The organism is Brevundimonas sp. (assembly GCF_965279155.1).
Taxonomy (GTDB): domain Bacteria; phylum Pseudomonadota; class Alphaproteobacteria; order Caulobacterales; family Caulobacteraceae; genus Brevundimonas.
On the sequence record NZ_OZ257138.1, the window covers coordinates 493371 to 514912 of the forward strand.

The 21542-nt window shown below is 66.3% G+C and carries 19 protein-coding genes; 5 read left to right on the forward strand and 14 right to left on the reverse strand.

What is annotated here, in order from left to right; all coding sequences use genetic code 11:
• Positions 1-5: 5 nt before the first annotated feature.
• Positions 6-968 (reverse strand): lipoyl synthase, encoded by a 963-nt coding sequence (gene lipA, locus ACQY72_RS02470; protein WP_346496864.1) that lies wholly within the window; start codon positions 966-968, stop codon positions 6-8.
• Between the two features lie 183 nt (positions 969-1151).
• Between lipA and ACQY72_RS02475 the strand changes: the two genes are divergently transcribed.
• On the forward strand, positions 1152-2696 hold the full coding sequence (locus ACQY72_RS02475) for an AMP-binding protein (RefSeq protein ID WP_428155498.1): 1545 nt from the start codon (positions 1152-1154) through the stop codon (positions 2694-2696).
• 51 nt (positions 2697-2747) lie between these two features.
• Here ACQY72_RS02475 and ACQY72_RS02480 read toward each other — a convergent pair whose 3' ends face one another.
• From ACQY72_RS02480 to ACQY72_RS02500, 5 genes are all read right to left on the reverse strand, one after another.
• Positions 2748-3128 (reverse strand): endonuclease domain-containing protein, encoded by a 381-nt coding sequence (locus ACQY72_RS02480; protein WP_428155500.1) that lies wholly within the window; start codon positions 3126-3128, stop codon positions 2748-2750.
• A gap of 104 nt (positions 3129-3232) precedes the next feature.
• Positions 3233-3991: a 4,5-DOPA dioxygenase extradiol gene (ygiD, locus tag ACQY72_RS02485; protein WP_428155501.1), complete on the reverse strand. Its 759-nt coding sequence runs from the start codon at positions 3989-3991 to the stop codon at positions 3233-3235.
• Between the two features lie 4 nt (positions 3992-3995).
• Positions 3996-4598, reverse strand: coding sequence for an NAD(P)H:quinone oxidoreductase (wrbA, locus tag ACQY72_RS02490; RefSeq protein ID WP_428155503.1), 603 nt, complete (start codon positions 4596-4598; stop codon positions 3996-3998).
• 96 nt (positions 4599-4694) lie between these two features.
• A complete protein-coding gene (locus tag ACQY72_RS02495) occupies positions 4695-5153 on the reverse strand; it encodes a hypothetical protein (protein WP_428155505.1) in 459 nt (152 codons plus the stop codon).
• Entirely contained in the window at positions 5129-5944 is an 816-nt protein-coding gene (locus tag ACQY72_RS02500; RefSeq protein ID WP_428155507.1) for a D-alanyl-D-alanine carboxypeptidase family protein, read from the reverse strand. Before ACQY72_RS02500 ends, ACQY72_RS02495 begins: the two co-directional genes overlap by 25 nt.
• A gap of 147 nt (positions 5945-6091) precedes the next feature.
• On the opposite strand from ACQY72_RS02500, the gene ACQY72_RS02505 reads away from it, so the two are divergent.
• From ACQY72_RS02505 to ACQY72_RS02515, 3 genes are read left to right on the forward strand one after another with little or no spacing between them, the layout of a single operon-like run.
• Positions 6092-7453: an MFS transporter gene (locus ACQY72_RS02505; RefSeq protein ID WP_428155508.1), complete on the forward strand. Its 1362-nt coding sequence runs from the start codon at positions 6092-6094 to the stop codon at positions 7451-7453.
• Entirely contained in the window at positions 7450-8244 is a 795-nt protein-coding gene (gene mazG, locus ACQY72_RS02510) for a nucleoside triphosphate pyrophosphohydrolase (RefSeq protein ID WP_428155510.1), read from the forward strand. Before ACQY72_RS02505 ends, mazG begins: the two co-directional genes overlap by 4 nt.
• A gap of 8 nt (positions 8245-8252) precedes the next feature.
• Complete coding sequence (locus ACQY72_RS02515; RefSeq protein ID WP_428155512.1) at positions 8253-8909, forward strand: HAD family hydrolase; 657 nt, start codon at positions 8253-8255, stop codon at positions 8907-8909.
• Positions 8910-8912: 3 nt separating this feature from the next.
• On the opposite strand, the gene ACQY72_RS02520 is transcribed toward ACQY72_RS02515, so the two are convergent.
• The 7 genes from ACQY72_RS02520 to dusB form a co-directional block, all read right to left on the reverse strand.
• Positions 8913-10550 carry a Na+/H+ antiporter gene (locus ACQY72_RS02520; RefSeq protein ID WP_428155514.1) on the reverse strand — a complete coding sequence of 546 codons (1638 nt, stop codon included), beginning with the start codon at positions 10548-10550 and terminating at the stop codon, positions 8913-8915.
• A gap of 6 nt (positions 10551-10556) precedes the next feature.
• Positions 10557-11867 (reverse strand): GTPase HflX, encoded by a 1311-nt coding sequence (gene hflX, locus ACQY72_RS02525; protein WP_428155516.1) that lies wholly within the window; start codon positions 11865-11867, stop codon positions 10557-10559.
• A gap of 171 nt (positions 11868-12038) precedes the next feature.
• Positions 12039-12284, reverse strand: coding sequence for an RNA chaperone Hfq (gene hfq, locus ACQY72_RS02530; protein ID WP_003164861.1), 246 nt, complete (start codon positions 12282-12284; stop codon positions 12039-12041).
• A gap of 103 nt (positions 12285-12387) precedes the next feature.
• The gene (locus ACQY72_RS02535; RefSeq protein WP_428155518.1) at positions 12388-13248 is read right to left on the reverse strand and encodes a D-amino-acid transaminase; all 861 of its coding nucleotides are present in this window, start codon (positions 13246-13248) and stop codon (positions 12388-12390) included.
• Positions 13248-14654 carry a sigma-54-dependent transcriptional regulator gene (locus ACQY72_RS02540; protein ID WP_428155519.1) on the reverse strand — a complete coding sequence of 469 codons (1407 nt, stop codon included), beginning with the start codon at positions 14652-14654 and terminating at the stop codon, positions 13248-13250. Before ACQY72_RS02540 ends, ACQY72_RS02535 begins: the two co-directional genes overlap by 1 nt.
• Before the next feature lie 9 nt (positions 14655-14663).
• On the reverse strand, positions 14664-16934 hold the full coding sequence (locus ACQY72_RS02545; RefSeq protein ID WP_428155521.1) for an ATP-binding protein: 2271 nt from the start codon (positions 16932-16934) through the stop codon (positions 14664-14666).
• Complete coding sequence (gene dusB / locus ACQY72_RS02550; RefSeq protein ID WP_428155523.1) at positions 16931-17986, reverse strand: tRNA dihydrouridine synthase DusB; 1056 nt, start codon at positions 17984-17986, stop codon at positions 16931-16933. Before dusB ends, ACQY72_RS02545 begins: the two co-directional genes overlap by 4 nt.
• Before the next feature lie 95 nt (positions 17987-18081).
• Between dusB and ACQY72_RS02555 the strand changes: the two genes are divergently transcribed.
• Entirely contained in the window at positions 18082-19221 is a 1140-nt protein-coding gene (locus tag ACQY72_RS02555; RefSeq protein ID WP_428155525.1) for a bifunctional 2-C-methyl-D-erythritol 4-phosphate cytidylyltransferase/2-C-methyl-D-erythritol 2,4-cyclodiphosphate synthase, read from the forward strand.
• Here the strand turns inward: ACQY72_RS02555 and ACQY72_RS02560 are convergent.
• Positions 19218-21506: a spermidine synthase gene (locus ACQY72_RS02560; RefSeq protein WP_428155527.1), complete on the reverse strand. Its 2289-nt coding sequence runs from the start codon at positions 21504-21506 to the stop codon at positions 19218-19220. The genes ACQY72_RS02555 and ACQY72_RS02560 overlap by 4 nt on opposite strands.
• Positions 21507-21542 lie beyond the last annotated feature (36 nt).

The following is a 21542-nucleotide window of genomic DNA, read 5'->3' on the forward strand; positions in this document are numbered from 1 at the left end:
GGGACTTAGCGACGCAGCTGCGCCTCGCGCGCCGCCTTCAACCGGGCGAAATCGTCGCCGGCGTGGTGCGACGAACGCGTCAGCGGTGACGAGGACACCATCAGGAAGCCCTTAGCCCGGGCGATCGCCTCATAGGCCTTGAACTCTTCCGGCGTTACGAAACGGTCGATGGCGGCGTGTTTGCGCGTCGGCTGTAGGTATTGGCCGATGGTGATGAAATCGACGCCGGCGGACCGCATGTCGTCCATCACCTGCATGACCTCTTCCTTGGTCTCGCCCAGGCCGACCATGATGCCGGACTTGGTGAACTGCTCCGGGTCGCGCTCCTTGACCATTTGCAGCAGACGCAGGCTGTGGAAGTAGCGGGCGCCTGGCCGGATCTTCAGATACAGGCGCGGCACGGTTTCCAGGTTGTGATTGAAGACGTCAGGCTTGGCGTCGATCATCACGGCCGCCGCCCCATCCTTCCTCAGGAAGTCGGGCGTCAGAATCTCGATGGTGGTGCCCGGCGCCTGGATGCGGATCTGGCGCACCACCTCGGCGAAGTGGGCCGCGCCGCCGTCCGACACGTCGTCGCGGTCGACAGACGTGATGACGACGTGGTTCAGGCCCATCTGCTGGACCGCCAGGCCGACCTTGCCGGCCTCTTCCGGATCCAGCGGCTGGGGCAGGCCCGTCTTGACGTTGCAGAAGGCGCAGGCCCGCGTGCAGGTGTCGCCCATGATCATCAGGGTGGCGTGCTTCTGGCTCCAGCACTCGCCGATGTTCGGGCAGGCCGCCTCTTCGCAGACCGTCACCAGCCCCTTGGAGCGGACGATCTCCTTGGTCGCATTATACTGGCCCGAGCCGGGCGCCTTGACCCTCAGCCAATCTGGCTTTTTCAGAACGACCGACTCGGGCCGGTTCTGCTTTTCTGGGTGACGCAGCTCGGACGGCTTGCGCTGAAGGGTGTCGATCAGGGTGACCATTCCCGGTATTTCGGACTTTGAAGGCGTTAAGGCAAGGCACACCGGGTAACAGACTTGCCGCAGGCGTGATCGCGCCTCGGAACTCACGCGACGTTACGCATCTTTTCAAGATGACGCGGGGTCATTAATGACAGACGCCCGAACAACAGAGAGGGCCGTCCGCGCCCTCCGTAGGAGACGCGCTTGCGCCAGGCCCTGGATTCCTCGCTTTACGAATCGTCCCTGATCGACGCCCTGATCGATGCACGGGCGCGGTTCGGCGACAAGGAAATCCTGGAGGACCAGGATCGCCATCCCCTCAGCTACACTGGCCTGATCCGCGCCGCATTCGTTCTGGGCCGCAAGATCGCCCACATGACCGATGTGGGCGAGCGGGTCGCCATCCTGCTGCCGTCGTCGATGGGCGTCGTCGTCACCTTCTTTGGCCTGCACGCCCACGGCCGTGTGCCTGTGATGCTGAACTTCACCGCCGGCGAGGCCAATCTGAAGGCTGCGATCAAGGCCTCGGGCGTCAAGAAGGTTCTGACCGCCAAACGCTTCATCGACCAGGCCAAGCTGGACGACCTGATCGTCGAGCTGAAGACCGTCGCCGAGGTCGTCTGGCTGGACGACGTGCGCAAGACCATCGGCCTGGCCGACAAGCTGTACGGCCTCGCCGCCGGCGCCGCGCCCAAGCGGTTCCGCGTCAAGACCGACCCGGATGCGCCGGGCGTGGTCCTGTTCACCTCCGGCAGTTTCGGCACGCCCAAGGGCGTGGTGCTGAGCCAGAAGAACCTCGTCGCCAACGCCCGCCAGGTGGCGGCCCATATCGACCTCCTGCCGGAATGGGTGATGTTCAATCCCCTGCCGACCTTCCACTGTTTCGGCCTGACCGGCGGCGTCATCCTGCCACTGCTTCAGGGCTTGAAGGCCTTCCAGTATCCGTCGCCGCTCCACGCCAAACAGATCACAGACCTGTTGCCCCAGGTGAACGCCTCGATCCTGTTCGCCACCGACACCTTCCTGAACCAGTACGGCCGCGTCGCCGAGCCGAACGACTTCTCGACGCTGAAGTTCGTGGTCGCCGGCGCCGAGAAGGTGCGGCCCGAAACCCGCGCCCTGTTCGACGAAAAGTTCGGCGGCGTCGTGCTGCTGGAAGGCTATGGCGCGACCGAGGCCTCGCCGGTCATCGCCGTCAATCACCCCGACCGCAACGCGCCCGGCACCGTGGGCCAGGTCCTGCCCGGCATCGACTGGACGCTGGAGCCGGTCGAGGGCATCGACGCGGGCGGCCGTCTGATGCTGCGCGGTCCCAACGTCATGAGCGGCTACGTCACCTCGGCCGAACCCCTGGCCTGGGATGCGATCGGCGACGACTGGTTGGACACCGGCGACATCGTCGATGTGGACGCCGAGGGCTATGTCACCATCCGGGGCCGCGCCAAACGCTTCGCCAAGATCGGCGGCGAGATGGTTTCCCTGACCGCCGTGGAAGGCATCGCCGGCGCCGTCTGGCCGGAACAGCGCCACGCCGTCGTGTCGATCCCCGACAGCCGCAAGGGCGAGAAACTGGTCCTGGTCACCGACCACGCCGAGGCTGAAGTCGCGCCCCTTGCCGAATGGGCCCGCACCAACGGCGCGCCCGAACTGATCGTGCCCAAGAAGATAGTAAAGGTCGCCGAAGTGCCGGTCCTGGGCACCGGAAAAACGGACTATGTGACGATCCAGAAGATGGTCGAAGGCGCCTGACATGAACATCACCTCCCCGTTCGCGAAGGCGAACGGGGAGGACAGACCGCGTCAGCGGTCAGGAGGGGGTGACTCCGCCGCCAGCCGCGCGGTTACTAAATCATAGATGAAATCGACCACGGCCGCGTGGTCTAGCATCACGCTCACGGCACTCAAGCGCACCACGCGAACGCCGCGCTCACGGAGCCAAGCAGTCCGCCGACGATCATGCGCGATCTGTGCCGGCTCGTTATGGACAGCGCCATCGACTTCGATGGCCAGCTTCGCCGCCGCGCAATAGAAGTCGAGGATGTACGGGCCGATCGGATGCTGACGGCGAAATTTGAACTTGCCGAGGCTGTTGCTACGCAGCGCCTGCCACAGCCGAAACTCCGGCGGCGTCAACGCCTTCCGAAACGCCTTTGCTCGTATGAAACTCAAGCCGTCAGCCATGCGGCGAGTAAAACACAACTCAAGTTTGATACCGAGTCGCCCCCACCTGGCGCGCAGCGCGCGCCTGTCCTCCCCGTCGGCCTTCGCCGACAGGGAAGTGAAGATCAGCCGATCCTGACGCCGGTCATCGAGATCGAGCCGCCGTCGATGCGGTCGTTGAAGAAACTGACCGCCTCGCCCGGCTCCTGCTGGGCGGCGACATACAGCACCGGCAGATAGTGTTCGTCGGTCGGCACGCTCAGTTGGGCGTCCTCGGCCAGGCCGACCCAATCGATCAGAGCGTCGTGGTCGCCCTTTTCGAATGCCGTCTTCACCGCCTCGTTGAACCCAGTCGCCCAGTCATAGGGTTCGGCCCCGTCTTCACGCTTCCAGGTTCGCAGATTGTGGACGAAGTCGCCCGAGCCCGCGATGACGATCCCCTCATCCCGCAGCGGCTTCAGCGCCTTGGCCAGATCGTAATGCTGGCGCGCCGTCAGCTCGCGGTTCAGCGACAGCTGCACCACGGGCACATCAGCGTCCGGCCACACATGGCACAGCACCGACCAGGTTCCGTGATCCAGTCCCCACTGCTGCGTCTGGACCGCACCTGTCAGCGCCGCGACCCGAGCCGCCAGTTGGGGCGACCCGAGCGCGGGATACTGCATCTCGTGAAGTTCACGCGGGAAGTTACCGAAATCATGGATAGTTTCGGGCTTCTCCTGCGCGGTGACGCCCAGCCCGCGCGTCTCCCAGTGGGCGGAGATCATCACCACCCCCTTGGGCTTGCCGATTGCCTCGCCCAGCGCGCGCCAGGCAGCCCCATAGGGACCGCCAAGCGCATTCATGGGCGAACCGTGACCGAAGAAGACGGCGGGCTGGCGCATCGGATCAGCCGTGCAGCTTTTTCGCCAGTTCGGCGATGTGTTTGCCCTGGAACCTGGCGCCGCCCAGTTCGATCTCGCTGGGCTGACGCGAACCGTCGCCGCCCGTGATCGTCGTCGCACCATAGGGCGAACCGCCCTCGACCGAGTCCAGCGTCATCATCGCCTGATAGGAATAGGGCAGGCCCACGACCGGCATCCCGTGGTGCATGAAGAAGTTGTGCAGGCCCTGGAAGGTCGTTTCCTGGCCGCCGTGCTGCGTCGCGGTGGCGGTGAAGGCGCCGCCGATCTTGCCGATCAGGGCGCCGCTGAACCACAGGCCGCCGGCCTGGTCCAGGAAGGCGCGCATCTGCGACGCGGCCGAGCCGAAGCGGGTGCCGGCGCCGATGATGACGGCGTCATAATCATTCAGGTCGTCGATCTTGGCGATCGGCGCCTTCTGGTCCAGCTTGTAGTGCGAGGCCTTGGCCAGTTCTTCCGGCACGGTTTCCGGCACGCGCTTGATGTCCACCACCGCGCCTTCGACCTCGCGCGCGCCCTCGGCGACGGCTTCGGCCATGGTTTCGAGGTGGCCATAGGTCGAGTGATAGAGGACGAGGATCTTGGGCATTGGGGAGGCTCCGTTGAATGACCGGCCGTCATTCGCAACAACGACCGTTGCTAACTTGGCGTGTCCCTTCGCCCCATGCAAGCCCCCGGCAAGGTTTCAACGCACGAAAGGACAGACCGCATCATAGAAGGCCGCGCTGCCCGGCGCCCTGCCTCCGCGCATTCTATGGAAACGATGTTCCATCACCATGGCCTGCTGCTCGATGTTCAGCGTGTCCCAACGGCAGTCGGGGTCGGCGGAATAGGCATAGGCGGCCGCATCGTCTCCAGCCTTCAGCTTGGCGAACAACAGGTTCACCCCCTGCTGCGCCTGCCAGACATGGGTCAGCTCATGCACAAGCACGCCCTGCAGATGCAGCGAGGCCGAGGCGAAGTCCCTGGCCATCGCCCTATGCGGCCAAACGATCCAGTCGCGCCCGAACCAGCGCCCGGCGACGAAGGCGCGACGAAACGGCCAGCCGATCAGACGCACGGTCTCCAGATGCAAGGCCTCGCCGAACGCCTCTCGCGCCAGCGCCGCCTCCCCCTCGGTCAGGGCGCGAACGAAGGATCCCATGGCCGCACATACTCCCAATGCCAGGGTTCATAGACGTAAGGAGCGAACCCGAACCGTCTAGCGTTCGCCACCAGCCAACGATAGGTCGCCGTCCGCGCCATATGTTCGCGGCTGGCCGGCGAGGTGGAATCGACGCCCTGCCCCGGCGCCTGGCCGACATAGAGATCGACCGCCGTCCCGGTCCTGTGCGGCGAACAGACGGCGCGGCGCAGACCGTCGCAGTTGCCCTGCTGGGCGCAGCGTGCGGCGTCCGCTTCTGGGTCGCGGAAGCCGGAGAATATCTGCAATAGCTCGGGATTGGCCGCGACCTCGGGAACCTCGGCGCGCGCGGCGGCAACCAGCTGGCGATAGGCGTCCAGCACGTCGCGGCGCAGCAACCGCGTCAGACGGTCCGCATGTTCCTCGGATGCGACCAGATAACCCAACTGGTTGATCGGCGGCGGCTCGGGACAGGCCCCGCCGACCCGCGCCATCACGAACGGCCGCCGCTCCTGCCATAGCCCCCTGAACACCTGAAACATCGCGGCGTCGAACAGGCCTGTGGGCGCCAGGCCGTGGGTCTGCTGGAACCCTGCCAGTTGCGACGCGAAGATCGGCGTGCCGGGGCCGCAGAACGTATGCAGCTCGTGCTGGATCAGCGGCAGATAGGCCTGCCACCCCCACTCCGCCGCCCCGAACGGCGCCCACTCCATCCCATAGGCCGAGGCCGCATTCGCCAGTCCCTGCGCCTGCCAACCGTCGGCATTGGTGTGGCAGGGGCCGGCCGCACGCGCGCCGCCGGCGAAGACCAACGCAAAGCAAAGGGATAGGAACGCAAGAAGGCTTCGCCACATGGCGCACAGGAAGCCTCAAGCCGGTCGATCTCACAAGTGCATGCTTCGTCGATCGCTGGCATGGTGACGAGCGGCCGACTCGCGCCGCGCCTTTTGGACCGACGCATGTCCACCGCCGCGCCGACCGCGCCCCGCCGCTCCAATGCGGTGCTCGCCGCCTTTTCCGGCCCCTGCCTGCCGCTGGCGGCCTTCGGCGTGGCCCTGCCCGTAACCCTGCCCGAGTTCTACGCCACCCATGTGGGTCTGGAGCTGGGCGTCGTCGCCGCCGTCTTCATGGCCGTGCGCCTGATCGACATCGTCTTCGACCCCTTCATCGGCTGGGGCATGGACAAGACCAAGACCCGGTTTGGCCGCTATCGCCCGTGGATGGCGCTCTCGACGCCGATCCTGATGCTGTCGGCCTTCATGATGTTCGTGGTGGTCCAGCCGGGCGCCGGACCGGCCTATCTGTTCGGCTGGCTGTTGGTCCTCTATCTTGGCTTCTCGATCGGCACCTTGGGTCAGCTCGGTTGGGCCGCCGTCCTCGCCCCTCAGTATGACCAGCGCAGCCGCGTCTACGGTTGGTGGCAGGTGTTCAACATCATCGGGGTGATTCTGATCCTGATCCTGCCAACGGTGGTGGTCCAGACCGGCATCGGCACATACGCCGACGGCGTGCGGATCATGGGTTGGGCCATCCTGATCGCCCTGCCTCTGACCATAGGCCTGGCCATGGTCGCCGTGCCCGAGCCGGTCAATGCGGGCGATCAGCCCCACGGCGGCGCCGGCGCCTATCTGGCCCTGCTGAAAATGCCGACGGTGCGCAAGCTGCTGATCGCCGACCTGCTGCTGGGCGTCGCCCCCGGCATAACAGGCTCGCTGCTGTTCTTCTTTTTTGGCCAGATCAAGGGCTACGACCACAGCCAGGCCGGCCTGTTCATGCTGTTCTATTTCGTCGCGGGCCTTTGCGGCGCGCCGATCTGGGCCTGGCTGGCCACCCGGATCGGCAAGGACAAGGCCCTGGCGGTCGCCAGCCTGATCTTCGCCGGCCTCTATATCGCCGCCACCCTGGTCCCCGGCGGCAACTTCGCCCTGACGGCGGGCGCCATGTTCATCGCCGGCCTGCCCTATGCCGCCGGCCTGTTCCTGTTGCGGGCCATGATGGCGGATGCGGGTGACGAGGTGCGGCTGGAGACGGGCGTGGATCGCACCGGCCTGATGTTCTCCATCCTGTCGGCGACGACCAAGATCGGCCATGTCGTGGCCTTGATCCCCTACCTGATCCTGCAATGGGTGGGCTTCAAGGCGATCCCGGAGGCGGGCGGAAACAGCGAGTTCTCCCTGCTGACGCTCCAAGTGCTGTTCATCCTGGTCCCTGGCCTGCTGCTGGCCGCCGCCGCCTGGGTGCTGAAGGGCTATCCCCTGACGCCGAAACGTCACGATGAAATCCGCCTGGCCCTCGAAGCCCGCGACGGAGCCAGCACTTGAGACCCATCGACCGTCTGCTCGACGTCATGGAGCGGTTGCGCGACCCGAACGGCGGCTGCCCTTGGGACGTGGAGCAGACCTTCGCCACCATCGCCCCCTATACGATCGAGGAGGCCTATGAGGTCGCTGACGCCATTGAGCGCAACGACCTGAACGAGCTGAAGGGCGAGTTGGGCGACCTGCTGTTCCAGGTCGTCTTCCACGCCCGCATGGCCGAGGAACAGGGGCTGTTCGCCTTCGACGACGTGGTCACGGCCATCGCCGACAAGCTGGAACGCCGCCACCCCCACGTCTTCGGCGACGAGGCGCAGCGCTCTTCCCAAGAACAGACCGTCGCCTGGGAAGCCATCAAGGCCGCCGAGCGCAAAGACCGCAAGAAGCCCGGCGTCCTGGACGACGTCCCCGTCGGCCTGCCCGCCCTGACCCGCGCCGCCAAACTGACCAAGCGCGCCGGCCGGGTCGGCTTCGACTGGCCCTCGACCGACGAGGTGTTCGACAAGCTGGCGGAGGAAGTCGCGGAACTGCGCGTGGAGATCGCCGCCGGCGACATGGCGAAAGCCCGCGAGGAACTGGGCGACCTGCTTTTCGTCGTCGCCAACCTGGCCCGCAAACTGGACGTCGAACCCGAGGATGCGCTCCGCGCCACCAACGCCAAGTTCGTGCGTCGTTTCGGTTTCATCGAGGCGGAACTGGCCAAAGACGGTCGCACACCCGACCAATCCACGTTGGAAGAGATGGACCGCCTCTGGGACGCCGCAAAGGTCGCCGAGAAGGCCACCTCCAAAGCCTGAGCCGCCGCATGACCTACGACCTGATCATCTTCGACTACGACGGCGTGGTCGCCGATAGCGAGGTGCTGAACAGCACCGTCATGGCCGAGCAGTTGACCGCCATCGGCCTGCCGACCAGCCTTAACGATGTGCTGGCCGCCTATACGGGCAAACGCTGGCGCGACAATCGCCCGACGGTCGAAGCCGCCCTGGGCCGCGCCTGCCCTGACGACTTCCACACCACATGGTTCTCGACGTGCCGCGAACGCGCGCCGCTTCAACTTCAACCCGTGCCCGGCGTTATCGACTTCGTCGCCTCGCGGTCTGAGGCCCGCTGCATCGCCTCGTCCAGCGGCCCCGACTGGATCGGCGTCGGCCTGGACCTGTTTGGTCTGACCAATCATTTCGAGAAAGCCGTCTTCACCGGCCTGGTGGTCGAGCGCGGCAAGCCCCATCCCGACATCTTCCTGCACGCCGCCGACACCATGGGCGTCGATCCGTCCCGCGTTCTGGTGATCGAGGACAGCGAGGCGGGCGTCACCGCCGGCGTCGCAGCGGGCATGACCGTGGTCGGCCTGACCGCAGGCGGCCATATCCGCGACGGCCACGCAGAACGACTGACCGCCCGAGGCGCGCACCACATCGCCGACAGCTATGCGGCGGTCGCCGTTTTCATGGATCGCTGACCGCTACAGATACCGCAGCTCCTGCAGATCCACTTCTCGGATCATCTTCTTCGCCGTCACCTCGTCCAGTTGCCTGACGCGCGCCAGACGAACCAGTTCGTCTCGCTCGGCCGCCAGTCCAGCCAGCCACAGCCGCCGCTCGACATGATCCACCTTGCGAGACAGGGCCGCATCGTCCTCGTCAGTGCGCGTGTGGGTCTCGATCCGCTGGCGATAGGTCTCCATGATCCGGCTGGCGATATCGGAATAGAGGTCGGGGTTCGGCTTGCCCTCGGCCATGGCGTGCGACACGTCTTCGATGGCGCGCAGGGCGGCCGAGGCGGCGGCCACACGACCGCGATCCTCCTCGCGTTCGTGCGAGGGCTCGGGCGGCAACTCCACGCCTTTCAACAGACGTGGCAGGGCGAAGGTGGCGACCAGCAGCGACACGATGATCACCCCCGCCGCCAGGAAGATCGCCAGGCTGCGCGACGGCATCGGCGATCCATCCGCCAGCACGAACGGCAAGGTCAGGATACCGGCCAGGGTGATCGCGCCACGCACGCCCGCCAACGACATCACCATCGTCAGCCGCAAGCCGACCTTGGCCGGCGGCCCGCGATGGCGACGACGGAACAGCGTCAGCTTCAGCGAGGTCCAGACCCAGACGAACCGCAGCGTCGCCAAGGCGGCGACGATGCCGAACACATAGACGGCCAGCCACCAGACCTCCGGCCGGCTGGTGCCCGCCACCACCTCGGCCGCGCGCGACATGATCGACGGCATCTGCTCGCCCAGGATCACGAAGATTATGCCGTTGGCGACGAACTGAACCGTGTCCCAGACCACGCCCCGCCGGATGCGCGTCACGGCCATAGACTGGCCAGCGAACAGACTGCGTTCGGTGAAGCTCATGGTCACGCCGGCCGCGACCGCCGCCAGAATGCCCGAGGCGTGCAGTTCTTCCGCCACCAGATAGGCCGCGAACGGAATCAGCAGGCTGACCAATATCTGGGCGCCGACATCCTCGCCCCACCGCTGACTGACGAAGCCTTTCGCATAGCTGATCCCCATCGTGATCAGCACGCCGACCGCCACCCCGACCAGGGCCAGCCAGGCGAAGGTCCCAACGGCGCTGCCGATGGAGAAGGCGCCTGTGGTCGCCGCGATCACTGCGATCCGCATACAGGTCAGGCCGGTCGCATCGTTCAGCAGCGATTCGCCTTCCAGGATGTGCATCAGCCGCTTGGGGATCGGCGCGCGCGAGGCAATGGCCTGGACCGCAATGGGATCGGTCGGCGACAGGATGGCGGCCAGGGCGAAGGCCACGGGCAGCGGTATTTCGGGGATCATCCACCAGATCATGAAGCCCAGGCCGATAACGGTGAACAGCACCAGCCCAAGGGCCAGTTCCAGGATCACCGCCCGGTCACGGAACAGGGCTTCCTTGGGAATGCGCCATCCGTCGAGGAACAGCAGCGGCGGCAGGAACAGCAGGAAGAAGATGTCCGGTTCGAGATCGACCGTGGATCCGGTGATCAGCACGATCGCCGCACCCAGTGCGATCTGCACCAGAGGCAGAGCGATGCGGGTGATCCGCGCGACCGAACCCGACACCACCACGGCCAGAAGCAGAAGCAGGACGGTTTCGATCAGATGCATGGGAACTCAGTCGGCCAGGTCGGGATACAGGCGTTCGAATCGCCCGAGCGCCGCAGGGTGCAGCCGCACAGTGACCTCAGTACGGCCAAGCTCGTCCGTATTGCGCGAAATCACACGTCCATGCTCATACAGCCAGGCCATGGCCTCCCCGTGCTCAGGCTCCAGGGTCAACTGCGTCTCGGGGTCGTCGTCGATCAGGCCTGCGATGATCTGGCGAAGGGATTCGATCCCCTCGCCCGTCCAGGCCGAGACGGCGACCGCCTCGCCCTCCTTTGACAGACGCTCAGCCTGACCCAGCACGGCCTCGCGCGCCTCGTCGTCCAGCAGGTCGATCTTGTTCCAGACTTCCAGCACCCGACGGGTCTTGCCCTCCGGCGTCTCGATCTGTTTCAGCACGGTCTCTACGTCCTTGGCCTGGGCATCGCTGTCGGCCGAGGCGATATCGCGAACGTGCAGGATCAGATCGGCCTCCCCCACCTCTTCGAGGGTCGCGCGGAAACTCTCGACCAGTTCGTGCGGCAGGTCTGAGATGAAGCCGACGGTGTCCGCCACGATGGCCGGACGGCCCTGCGGCAAGCGGATGGTCCGCTGGGTCGTGTCCAGGGTCGCGAACAGCAAGTCCTTGGCGAAGACCTCGGAGCCCGTCAGCCGGTTGAACAGGGTCGATTTTCCCGCATTGGTGTAGCCGACGAGGGCGATGGTCGGGAACGGCGCCTTCTGGCGCTGTTTGCGGTGCAGGCCGCGGGTGCGGCGCACGTCCTCCAGCTCGGCCTTCAGCTTGACGATGCGGTCGGCGATCAGGCGGCGGTCGAGCTCGATCTGCGTTTCGCCGGGACCGCCGGTCGATCCGGTGCCGCCGCGTTGCCGCTCAAGGTGGGTCCAGGTCCGCACCAGCCGCGACTTCTCATAGTCGAGCCGCGCCAGCTCGACTTGTAACCGGCCCTCCTTGGTGCGCGCGCGGCGTCCGAAGATTTCAAGGATCAGGCCGGTGCGGTCGATGACCTTCACCTCCCATTCCTTCTCCAGATTGCGTTGCTGCACCGGCGTCAGGGCGTCGTCGATGATGACAGCCTCTGCGTCTGCGGCGCGGACCAGGGCGGCCAGTTCCTCGACCTTGCCGCTTCCAAACAGGGTGGCAGGCGTGGTCCCACGCAGCCGCACGATCTCTTCGGCGCGCACGTCAAGGTCCAGCGCGCGGGCCAGGCCCACGGCTTCCTCAAGGCGCTCGCTCGCCAGCCGAGGGCTGTCCGAGCGTCGGTCGGGATGGATGACGACCGCCCGGATCAGCGGGACGGCGTGGTCGATAAGCTTGCTCAAATGGTCTCTACTTTTGGGACCACCTCCGCCGTCACCCTCGGGCTTGACCCGAGGGTCGGAGGTTCCGCCGTCGGTGCGGTGGTCGTTGTTTCTACGCCCTATATAGGCGCTCGACAGTCTTTCCGCACCGCACCGGGCCCTCGGGACAAGCCCGAGGGTTGACGCGATGCGTCAATCTTCTTCGGCGTCGGGCTCGTACAGTTGCACGGGCGCGGACGGCATGATGGTGGAGATGGCGTGCTTGTACACCAACTGGGACTGGCCATCGCGGCGCAGCAGCACACAGAAGTTGTCGAACCAGGTCACTATGCCCTGCAGCTTGACGCCATTCACCAGAAAGATGGTCAGCGGCGTCTTGGTCTTGCGGACCGAGTTGAGGAAGGTGTCCTGAAGGTTCTGACGTTTGTCTTGCGACATGGCAGGTTTTTCCTGTTCTTCGTTGTTCGTCGCCGGGGAAGCGGCGCGGGGCCAATGCGGCCACCCGCGACCTTAACCGCCGCCTCCATGCTCGGGCAACGCCCTAAATGGCCTCTCGGCGCGCCTGATCAAGATAGACCTCGCGCAGGCGCGTCGCGATCGGCCCAGGCTTGCCGTCGCCGATCTTCACGCCGTCCAGCGAAACCAGCGGCATGACGAAGGAACTGGCGGCGGTGACGAACACCTCGCGCGCCCGCTTGGCCTCGTCGACCGAGAAGGGCCGCTCATCCAGTTCGATACCCTCGGCCTGGACCAGTTTCAGGATCGCCTCGCGCGTCACGCCGCGCAAAATGTTGGCCTGCGTATCTCGCGTTCGCAGCCTGCCGTCCTCATCCACGATCCAGGCGTTGGTGGACGATCCCTCCGTGACCAAACCCATCTCGTCGTACATCAAACACTCATAGGCGCCGCGTTCGCGCGCCGCCTGTTTGGCCAGCACGTTCGGCAGCAAGCCCACCGTCTTGATGTCACAACGTCCCCAGCGGATGTCGGGCCGGGTGACGCCTGCCGCCCCCTTGGCCGCCATCGCCTCGCCCTTGGCCAGATCGAGCCGTTTGGCGGTCACGATGACGCTGGGCGCGGTGTCCGTCGGAAAGGCGTGATCGCGCGATGCCGTTCCGCGCGTGACCTGCAGATAGACCAGGCCGTCGCGCACCCGATTACGCCGGATGGTCTCGCGCAGCACCACGCCCAACGACGCCGCGCTCATGGGGATTTCGATCTGAAGCGCGTTCAGGCTGCGGTGCAGGCGGGTCATGTGGCCTTCGAAATCGGCCAGCCTGCCGTCGAATACCGACCAGACCTCATAGACGCCGTCCGCGAATTGGAAGCCCCGGTCCTCGATATGCACCACGGCCTCGCCGTGGGCGCTGTAGGCGCCGTTCACATAGGCGACGCGGGACATCAGGCCGGTTCTTCCTCTTCACCACCGCGCGCCGGCGACACGCCCAACGACTTCAGCTTTCTGTGCAGGGCCGACCGCTCCATGCCGATGAAGGCGGCGGTGCGCGAGATATTGCCCCCGAACCGCATAATTTGGGCCGCCAGATATTCGCGCTCGAACACCTCGCGCGCCTCTCTCAAAGGCAGGGCGATCGTGCGCTCGCCGCCCAGCGACGACGGTCCGCCGTTCGAGGTGGCCACCTCCTGCGGCAGCATGTCGGCCGTGATCGTCTCGGCCGGATCGCCGGTCGCCAGGATCAGCAGCCGTTCGATATTGTTGCGTAACTGCCGGATATTGCCCGGCCATGGATGAACTTGCAGCACGGCCACCGCATCGTCGCCGATGATCCTTTTGGGCAAGCCCTGCGAGGCGCTGATCGTGTCGACGAAATATTCGACCAGCTCGGTGATGTCCTCGCGCCGTTCCGACAGGGCCGGCACGCGGATCGGCACCACGTTCAGACGGTGAAACAGGTCCTCGCGGAACCGCCCCTCGGCGATCTCGGTCTTCAGGTCGCGCGAGGTCGAGGTCACGACGCGCACATCGACCTGAACGTCCTGCTCGCCGCCGACACGGCGGAAGCGCTGATCGACCAGGACGCGCAGGATACGGCTTTGGCTCTCTCGCGGCATGTCGCTGATCTCGTCCAGATAGAGCGTGCCGTTGTGGGCGCGTTCGAACACGCCGATCTTGCGCGGCCGGCCGTCCTGACCCTCCTCCCCGAACAATTCGAGATCCAGCCGTTCGGGCGTCATGCCCGCAGCCGAGATGGCCACGAACTCGGCCCGGGCGCGGGGACTGCCCTCGTGGATCTGGCGCGCGACCAGTTCCTTGCCGGACCCCGCAGGACCGGAAATCAAGACCCGGCTGTTGGCCTGGGCCACCTTCGCGATAGTGCTGCGCAGCGCCTGCGCCGCCTGCGACCGGCCGATCAGGCCCGACGGCGTCATGGTCTGCACGCGCAGTCGGCGGTTTTCGCGCCTCAGGGTCGCCGCCTCGATGGCTCTCTCGACCACGACCACCAGCCGGTCCGACTTGAACGGCTTTTCGATGAAGTCATAGGCCCCGCGCTTCAGCGCCGTCACCGCCGTCTCGATATTGCCGTGGCCCGAGATCATCACCACCGGGAGGTCGGGATCCAGTTCCTTGACCACCTCCAGCAGTTCCAGCCCGTCCAGACCCCCGCCCTGCATCCAGATGTCCAGGATCGCCAGCGACGGCTTTCTGGCGCGAATCGCGGCCAGGGCCTCGTCGGAGTTGGCGGCGACGCGCACGGCGTGCCCCTCGTCCTCCAGCAGGCCGGACACCAGGTCGCGGATGTCGGCCTCGTCATCGACGACGAGAATGTCGGAACCGGTTGGTCGCATCTTGCCTCGCTATTCGGCGGCCAGGGTCTGGAGCCTGCGCTCCGCACCGTCGCCGCTTTTGCCGTGGGGTTTCAGGGGGAAGATCATGCACACGCGCGCGCCGCGAAGCGTTTCGGCGTCGGCCAGCTTCAGCTCGCCGCCGTGGTCCTCGCAAATACGCTTGACGATGGCCAGGCCCAGGCCCGTGCCCTTCTCGCGCGTGGTGACATAGGGTTCGGTCAGACGATCCCGGTCGCGCGCCGGCAAGCCCACGCCGTCGTCCTCGACCACGAAGGTGGCGACGCCGTCCTCGACCGTCAGGGAGGCGATCACGCCCGTATTGTCCGACGCCGCCGCCTCTCCGGCCGTCATACGACGCGCCGCGACGGATTCGCCGGCGTTCTTCAGGATGTTGATCAGCGCCTGCCCCACCATGCGGCCGTCGGCCTGCAAGGTCGCCTTGGGCAGGGGTTCGCTGATGTCCACCACGATGTCTGGCGCCGCCACCCGCTGGGCGAACACCGCCTCGCGCAACATTTCGGCCGGGTCCTCAGGGGCGAAGCGTGGCGCCGGCATTCGCGCAAACGAAGAGAACTCGTCCACCATCCGGCCGATGTCTCCGACCTGTCGAATGATGGTGTCGGTGCAGCGATCGAAGATCTCGACGTCCTCGCCGATCCGGGAGCGATATTTGCGTTTCAGCCGCTCGGCCGACAGCTGGATCGGCGTCAGCGGGTTCTTGATCTCGTGGGCGATGCGGCGGGCGACATCGCGCCAGGCCGCATTCCTCTGCGCCGTCACCAGACGGGTGATGTCGTCGAAGGTCAGGACCATCTCGCCGCCCAGCCCGCCCTCGATGCGGACCCGCAGACGGCTGGTATCCCCGCCGCGACTGACGTCGATGTCTTCCTCGATATGGGCCTCGGCGCGGCGCACCAAATCGCTCAGTTCGGGCGAAAGGGCCGCCAGTTCGTGCCCCAGCACCTCGGCGTCTTCGATGTGCAGCAGTTGCAGGGCGCTGTCGTTGATGGCGGAAACCCGCCCGCGCTTGTCCAGGCCGATGACGCCCGCGCTGACGCCGGACAGGACGGTCTCGATGAACCGGCTCCGGTCGTGCGCCTCGTCGCTGGCCGCCTTCAGCGCCGTCTGTTGCGCCTGAAGATCGCCGGTCATGCGGTTGAAGGCGTCCGACAGGGTGGCGATCTCGGCCGGAGCGCCGTCGCTGTCCACCCTTGCGGTGAAGTCGCCGCCCGCCACCTGCCCTGCCGCCTTCACCAGCCGACCGATGGGCGCCGAGATGCTGCTCGCCGCAGACATCCCCAGCCAAACCGCACCGACCAGCACCAGAAGCGCCGTCTCCAGATAGCTGAGGATGAAGGCCGACTGGATCCGCGCACGGCTTTGCTCGGCTTCGCGATAACTTTCGATCGACTGTGCGGCCGAGCGCATCTGAGCGACGAGACCGGGCGCCAATGGCCGCACCACATAAAGGTAGGAGTCGCCATACCCCGGCAGAGGATAGAGGGCGCGAACAGTATCAGGCTCTTCAGTGACTTTGACGGGAGCTTCCTCCCCCTCTGCGGCGATCTCCAGCGCCGAAATAGGAGGAGCGATATAGGGCGGCGCGCCAGGGAGTTCGCCAGTCGCCAAGACCTCACCCTTGCTATTCAGGATATAAACTGCCGGATAACCGAAAAATTCAGCGATTTGAGTCAGTGCGCCTGTGAACTGGATGCGGTTGTCGAACACTTGGCGAGCGCCGCCCAGCTCACTGCTCATGGTGCGAAGATCGCGCGTCATGTCAGAACTGACATCCGCGATATAGGCTCTACCGATTGAAGCGCCGTTGTCGACGGAAGCACTTACGTTCGCGCTGAACCACTGGTCTACGCCTCGGGTGACCAGCACGCCGAACACCAGCGCGATCAGCACCGACGGGATCAGCGCCACCATCGAGAACAGGGCGACGAACCGCAGGTGCAGGCGCGATCCCGCTTCTTCCTTGCTACGCGCCAAGGCCAAAACGCGCCGACCGACAATAAAGGCCAGACCGGAGATCAGGATAAGATTGCCGGCCAGCACGATCAGCGCGATCTGACTGCTTGATCCACGCGCCGCGCCCGAGGTCGCACCTGGCGCTACGGCGACCAGCCAGATCGCCGCCGCCGTGATCGCGACGGCCAGGAAAAACGCCAAGCCGAACCCGGTCCGCGCTCGCTCCGTATCGACCCACCCCCAGAACGACCCGTCGTCCGACACGAGGTCGGGCGGAGAGGTCGTCGCTGAAGGCGTATCCGTCATGCCACAGCAGTCTCCAACACCTGTGGCGCATTTTCAACAACCGACTTGTCGATTTGTGGCAAATCCGGCCGCCAGAGATCCTGCATGGCCACCTCGACCACCTGAGGCTCGTCCAGCCGGCAAATTCTTGCCTTGGCCTCACGTCGGTGTTGCGGATCGGCCGGCCAGGGCGCCTGTTCGACATACCAGCCCAGATGCTTGCGGAACATCTTCAGCCCCAGCGGCAAGCCATAGAATTCGACCGACGCCCGCAGGTGCTCGATCACGATGGCCAGCCGTTCGTCCGGCCCCGGCTCATCCAGCGCCACGCCGTCGATCAGCGCCCGTTCCAGATGGGCCGCCAGCCATGGCCGGCCATAGACGCCGCGCCCCAGCATCAAGCCGTCGGCGCCGGATCGCGCCAGCGCCTCGCGCGCCTCGTCGGCCGTGATGATGTCGCCGTTGACGATGACGGGAATGCCGACCGCCGCCTTGACCGCGCCGACCGCATCCCAATCCGCCCGGCCGGTATAGAACTGCTTGCGCGTGCGGCCGTGCACCGTCACCGCCTTGACGCCGATCGCCTCGGCGCGCCGGGCCAGTTCGGCGGCGTTCCTGCTGTCGTCGTCCCAGCCCAGCCGCATCTTGACCGTCACCGGCCGGCTGGTCGCCTGAACCGCCGCCTCCATGATCCGACAGGCCAGATCAGGCGTCCGCATCAGGGCCGAACCCGCGGCCGAGCCCGTGACCTCCTTGGCCGGACAGCCGAAGTTCAGATCCACGATGTCCGCCCCGGCCTTCTCGGCCATGCGCGCGCCCTCGCCCATCTGTTCGGGATCGCGCCCGACCAGCTGGATCACCGTCAACGGCAGACCCGCCCCCACCGCCGCGCGCCGCACCACGTCGGGCCGCGCCCGCGCCAATTCCTTGGCCGCCACCATCTCGGTCGCGACATAGGCGGCGCCCAGCCGCGAGGCGAGCACGCGGAACGGCAGGTCCGTGATCCCGGTCATCGGCGCCATCAGCACCTGGCCGTGCACGGTCACGTCGCCGATCTGTAAGGTCTTGGCCATAGGCGTCTTTCGCAGCATCCCAGCCCCCTTCGTCAAGCATGACCGCGGCCGATTGATGGTTTCGCCCCGTCGCGGCGCGCACTATCAAGGCCGCCATGACATTCTCGAGCATCATCGTCGCGGCTGGTTCCGGTTCGCGCGCCGGCGGCGACAAACAATGGCGCATCCTGGGCGGCAAGCCCGTGCTGCGCTGGTCGGCCGAGGCTCTGCTGAACGCCGGCGCCGACGAACTGATCGTCGTGGTCGCCCCCGACGCCTTGGACCGCGTAGCCGACCTGCTGTCCGACCTGCCACGCTGGCGCGCCGTAGCAGGCGGAGACGCCCGCGCCGATTCGGTTCGCGCCGGCCTCGCGGCCCTGACCTGTTCGCCGGCTCAGCCGGTCTTGATTCACGACGCCGCCCGCCCGCTGCTGGATCGCGCCGTGATCGACCGCCTGCTGTCCGCCCTGGAAACCGCCGACGGCGCCCTGCCCGTCCTGCCCGTCGCCGACAGCTTGCGCCGTGGCGAGGCCCAGGTGATGACGGACGTGGTCGAACGCGACGGACTTTGGCGCGCCCAGACGCCCCAGGCCTTCCGCCGTAGCGTGATCGAGGCCGCCTACGCCGCTTGGGCCGATGCCGAGGCCCCGGCCGACGAAGCCGTCGTCGTCCAGCGCAACGGCGGCACGGTCGCCCTGATCCAGGGCGATCCACGCCTGATGAAACTGACCTATCACGAGGATTTCGCCATGGCCGAGGCCCTGCTGCCCCGTCAGACCCGCATCGGCTCCGGCTACGATGTCCATCGCTGGGGACCTGGCGGTTCGGTCTGGCTGTGTGGCATCGAGGTGCCTCACGATCAGACGCTGATCGGTCATTCCGACGCCGACGCCGGTCTTCACGCCCTGACCGACGCCATCCTGGGCGCCATCGCGGCTGGCGACATCGGCGATCACTTCCCGCCCACCGATCCGAAATGGAAAGGCGCCTCGTCGGATCAGTTCCTGATCCACGCCGCCGAACTGGTCTCAGCGCGCGGCGGACGCATCGTCAACGTCGATGTCACCCTGATCTGCGAGCGCCCCAAGGTGAAGCCGCATCGCCAAGCCATGCGCGACCGCATCGCCGCCCTTCTGGACCTTCCGCTCGACGCCGTCAGCGTAAAGGCCACAACGACCGAAGGGCTTGGCTTCACCGGACGCGGCGAAGGCCTGGCCGCCCAGGCCGTGGCGACCGTCGAGCTGCCGGCGCCCTAACGCGCCGCCATCTCCATCTGCCGGACCAGCGAGCCGAACAGATTGACGTAATCATCTGTCCACGGACGAACCGTCGTCGGCGACAGCTTGCTCCACCGCCCATCCTCGCTGAATCCTTCCAGCGAGGCCTGGCTCTTGCCGATCAGCAAGGCCTCGGTCGAGGCCTCCGCCATCTGCCCCAGGCCCGACTGTTCGATATAGACCTGATGCAGGTGCGGGACCTTCAGCGCCTGGGCCGCCGCCTCTGCCGGCAGGGTGATCTCCAGATTCCGGTTGGACAGGTGCAGCACCACAACCCCATCGGGCGCCAATAGCCGCAGATAACCCCGGATGGCTTCCACCGTCAGCAGGTGCGTCGGCACGGCGTCAGACGAAAAGGCGTCGATGACCAGCAGGTCGTAGGATCCCGCCGCCTCGCGATCCATCGTCAGCCGCGCATCCCCCATCACCGTCCGCACCGGCCCGTCCGCGCAGCCGTTGATGAAGCTGAACCATTCGGGATCGCGCGACAGCCGGTCCACCATCGGATCGATCTCGAAGAAGGTCAGCTGGTCCTGCGCCCGCTTGTAGGCCGCCATGGCACCCGATCCCTGGCCCACGACCCCGACCCGCGCCCCGTCCAGACGCCGCGCCTGCATCTGCAGCATCGCCTGCCCCAAGGGCGTGGAGGTCGCGTAATAGAGGGTCGGCTGACACATCCTCGACGGCACCCGCGCTTGCGCCCCATGCAGGGTCGTGCCGTGCATCAGTACATGGACCGGCCCGCCCATCAGCGGATCGTCGATCTTGGCCACCCGCATCACGCCAAAGAAGCTGCGCTCCGACAGGGCCCAGTCATAGCCTCGCGCGAGATGATATCCGGACCAGACGATCGAGGCCAGAACCACGGTGAACAGCACCGCCCGATCCCGCACCAGAAAGGCGAACAAGGTCGCGATGCCCAGTACGCCCTGCGCGATCCGCACCAGTTGCGTATCCGGGATCGCTGCACGCACGTCGGGCGCATAACGCACAGCCTCCATCGACAGCGGCCCGAGGAAGGCGATGACCACGCCCGCCACGCAGCAGATGATCTCCCACGGGCGGATCTCGCGACGGCTCCAAGGCCGCAGCAGCCCCGCCGCGACCAGCACCAGCGGATATTCCCACACCATGTTGAACACGGCCGGCGCGATCAGGCCGTTGAGGACCCCACCGACGACCCCGCCCAACGACAGCAGCAGATAGAATTCCGTCAGCCGATCCGGCGCAGGCCGCCGCGCCGCCAGCCGCTGGTGACACATCAAGGCGGTGAAGAAGAAGGCTGCCAGATTGACCGTGAAGACCAGCAGCCACTCGCCGGTTCGGAACGCGATCAGGGCCGCGCACGCCGCCCCCGCCGCAGCCTGCAGCGCCAGCCCCAGGACCGGCGGAATGGCCGGTCGCGTCTGGAAGGCGATCACGAAGGTCAGCAGATACAGCGCCAGCGGTATGACCCAAAGGAAGGGCGCAGAGGCCACATCGGTGGTCAGATGCGCCGTCACCCCCAGCATCAGGCTGGACGGCGCGGCGGCCAGCAGCACCAGCATCCCCTTCTCACGCCAGGCGATGGGCGGGCTGATCGTCAGCGGCGCGGTATCAGCGGTCCCGACCTCGCGCCGCCGCCAGACCTGAACGCCCAGCCCCACGACCATCACCACGAACAGGCCATAGCCGAGGCTCCAGCCGATCCGCTGGTCCGACAGGCTGGCCAGCGGCTCGATAAGCACCGGATAGGCCAGCAGCGCCAGGAAACTGCCCAGGTTGGACGCGGCATACAGGACATAGGGGTTCTTGCCGTCGGCATGGCCCGCCCGCACCCGCGCATACCACGCCTGCAGCAAGGGCGCGGTCGCCGACAGCACCGCGAACGGCGCGCCGACCGACAGGGTCAGGGTAGCCAGCAGCCATAGCGCCGGTCGTGACGGATCGGGATCGCCCAACAGGCCGCTGATCTGCAACGGCAGGAAAAGCGCCGCCATGATCAGCAGCCCCAGATGCACCCCCACCTGCACCCGCATCGTCGAAATGCGCTGCAACAGGTGGGCATAGGCGTAGCCGGCCAGAAGCGCGGTCTGGAAGAAGACCATCGAGGCGTTCCACACCGACGGCGACCCGCCCAGCGTCGGCAGCACCAGCTTCGTCACCATCGGCTGGACGACGAAGACAAGACAGGCCGAGGTGAAGATGGCGACGGCGAACAGGATCGGCTGGGTGCGATCCAATGTCTTGGCGGCGGGGCGCAACGGATCGACAGCCTCGGTCATGACTCTGGTTAGAGCGGGGTTCGCGGCCTATGAAAA

Coding starts and splice junctions, on each gene's coding strand:
- lipA (WP_346496864.1), bottom strand. CDS start 968: ATGGTCACCCTGATCGACACCCTTCAGCGCAAGCCGTCCGAGCTGCGT.
- ACQY72_RS02480 (WP_428155500.1), bottom strand. CDS start 3,128: ATGGCTGACGGCTTGAGTTTCATACGAGCAAAGGCGTTTCGGAAGGCG.
- ygiD (WP_428155501.1), bottom strand. CDS start 3,991: ATGCGCCAGCCCGCCGTCTTCTTCGGTCACGGTTCGCCCATGAATGCG.
- wrbA (WP_428155503.1), bottom strand. CDS start 4,598: ATGCCCAAGATCCTCGTCCTCTATCACTCGACCTATGGCCACCTCGAA.
- ACQY72_RS02495 (WP_428155505.1), bottom strand. CDS start 5,153: ATGGGATCCTTCGTTCGCGCCCTGACCGAGGGGGAGGCGGCGCTGGCG.
- ACQY72_RS02505 (WP_428155508.1), top strand. CDS start 6,092: ATGTCCACCGCCGCGCCGACCGCGCCCCGCCGCTCCAATGCGGTGCTC.
- ACQY72_RS02515 (WP_428155512.1), top strand. CDS start 8,253: ATGACCTACGACCTGATCATCTTCGACTACGACGGCGTGGTCGCCGAT.
- ACQY72_RS02520 (WP_428155514.1), bottom strand. CDS start 10,550: ATGCATCTGATCGAAACCGTCCTGCTTCTGCTTCTGGCCGTGGTGGTG.
- hfq (WP_003164861.1), bottom strand. CDS start 12,284: ATGTCGCAAGACAAACGTCAGAACCTTCAGGACACCTTCCTCAACTCG.
- ACQY72_RS02535 (WP_428155518.1), bottom strand. CDS start 13,248: ATGTCCCGCGTCGCCTATGTGAACGGCGCCTACAGCGCCCACGGCGAG.
- ACQY72_RS02540 (WP_428155519.1), bottom strand. CDS start 14,654: ATGCGACCAACCGGTTCCGACATTCTCGTCGTCGATGACGAGGCCGAC.
- ACQY72_RS02545 (WP_428155521.1), bottom strand. CDS start 16,934: ATGACGGATACGCCTTCAGCGACGACCTCTCCGCCCGACCTCGTGTCG.
- dusB (WP_428155523.1), bottom strand. CDS start 17,986: ATGGCCAAGACCTTACAGATCGGCGACGTGACCGTGCACGGCCAGGTG.
- ACQY72_RS02555 (WP_428155525.1), top strand. CDS start 18,082: ATGACATTCTCGAGCATCATCGTCGCGGCTGGTTCCGGTTCGCGCGCC.
- ACQY72_RS02560 (WP_428155527.1), bottom strand. CDS start 21,506: ATGACCGAGGCTGTCGATCCGTTGCGCCCCGCCGCCAAGACATTGGAT.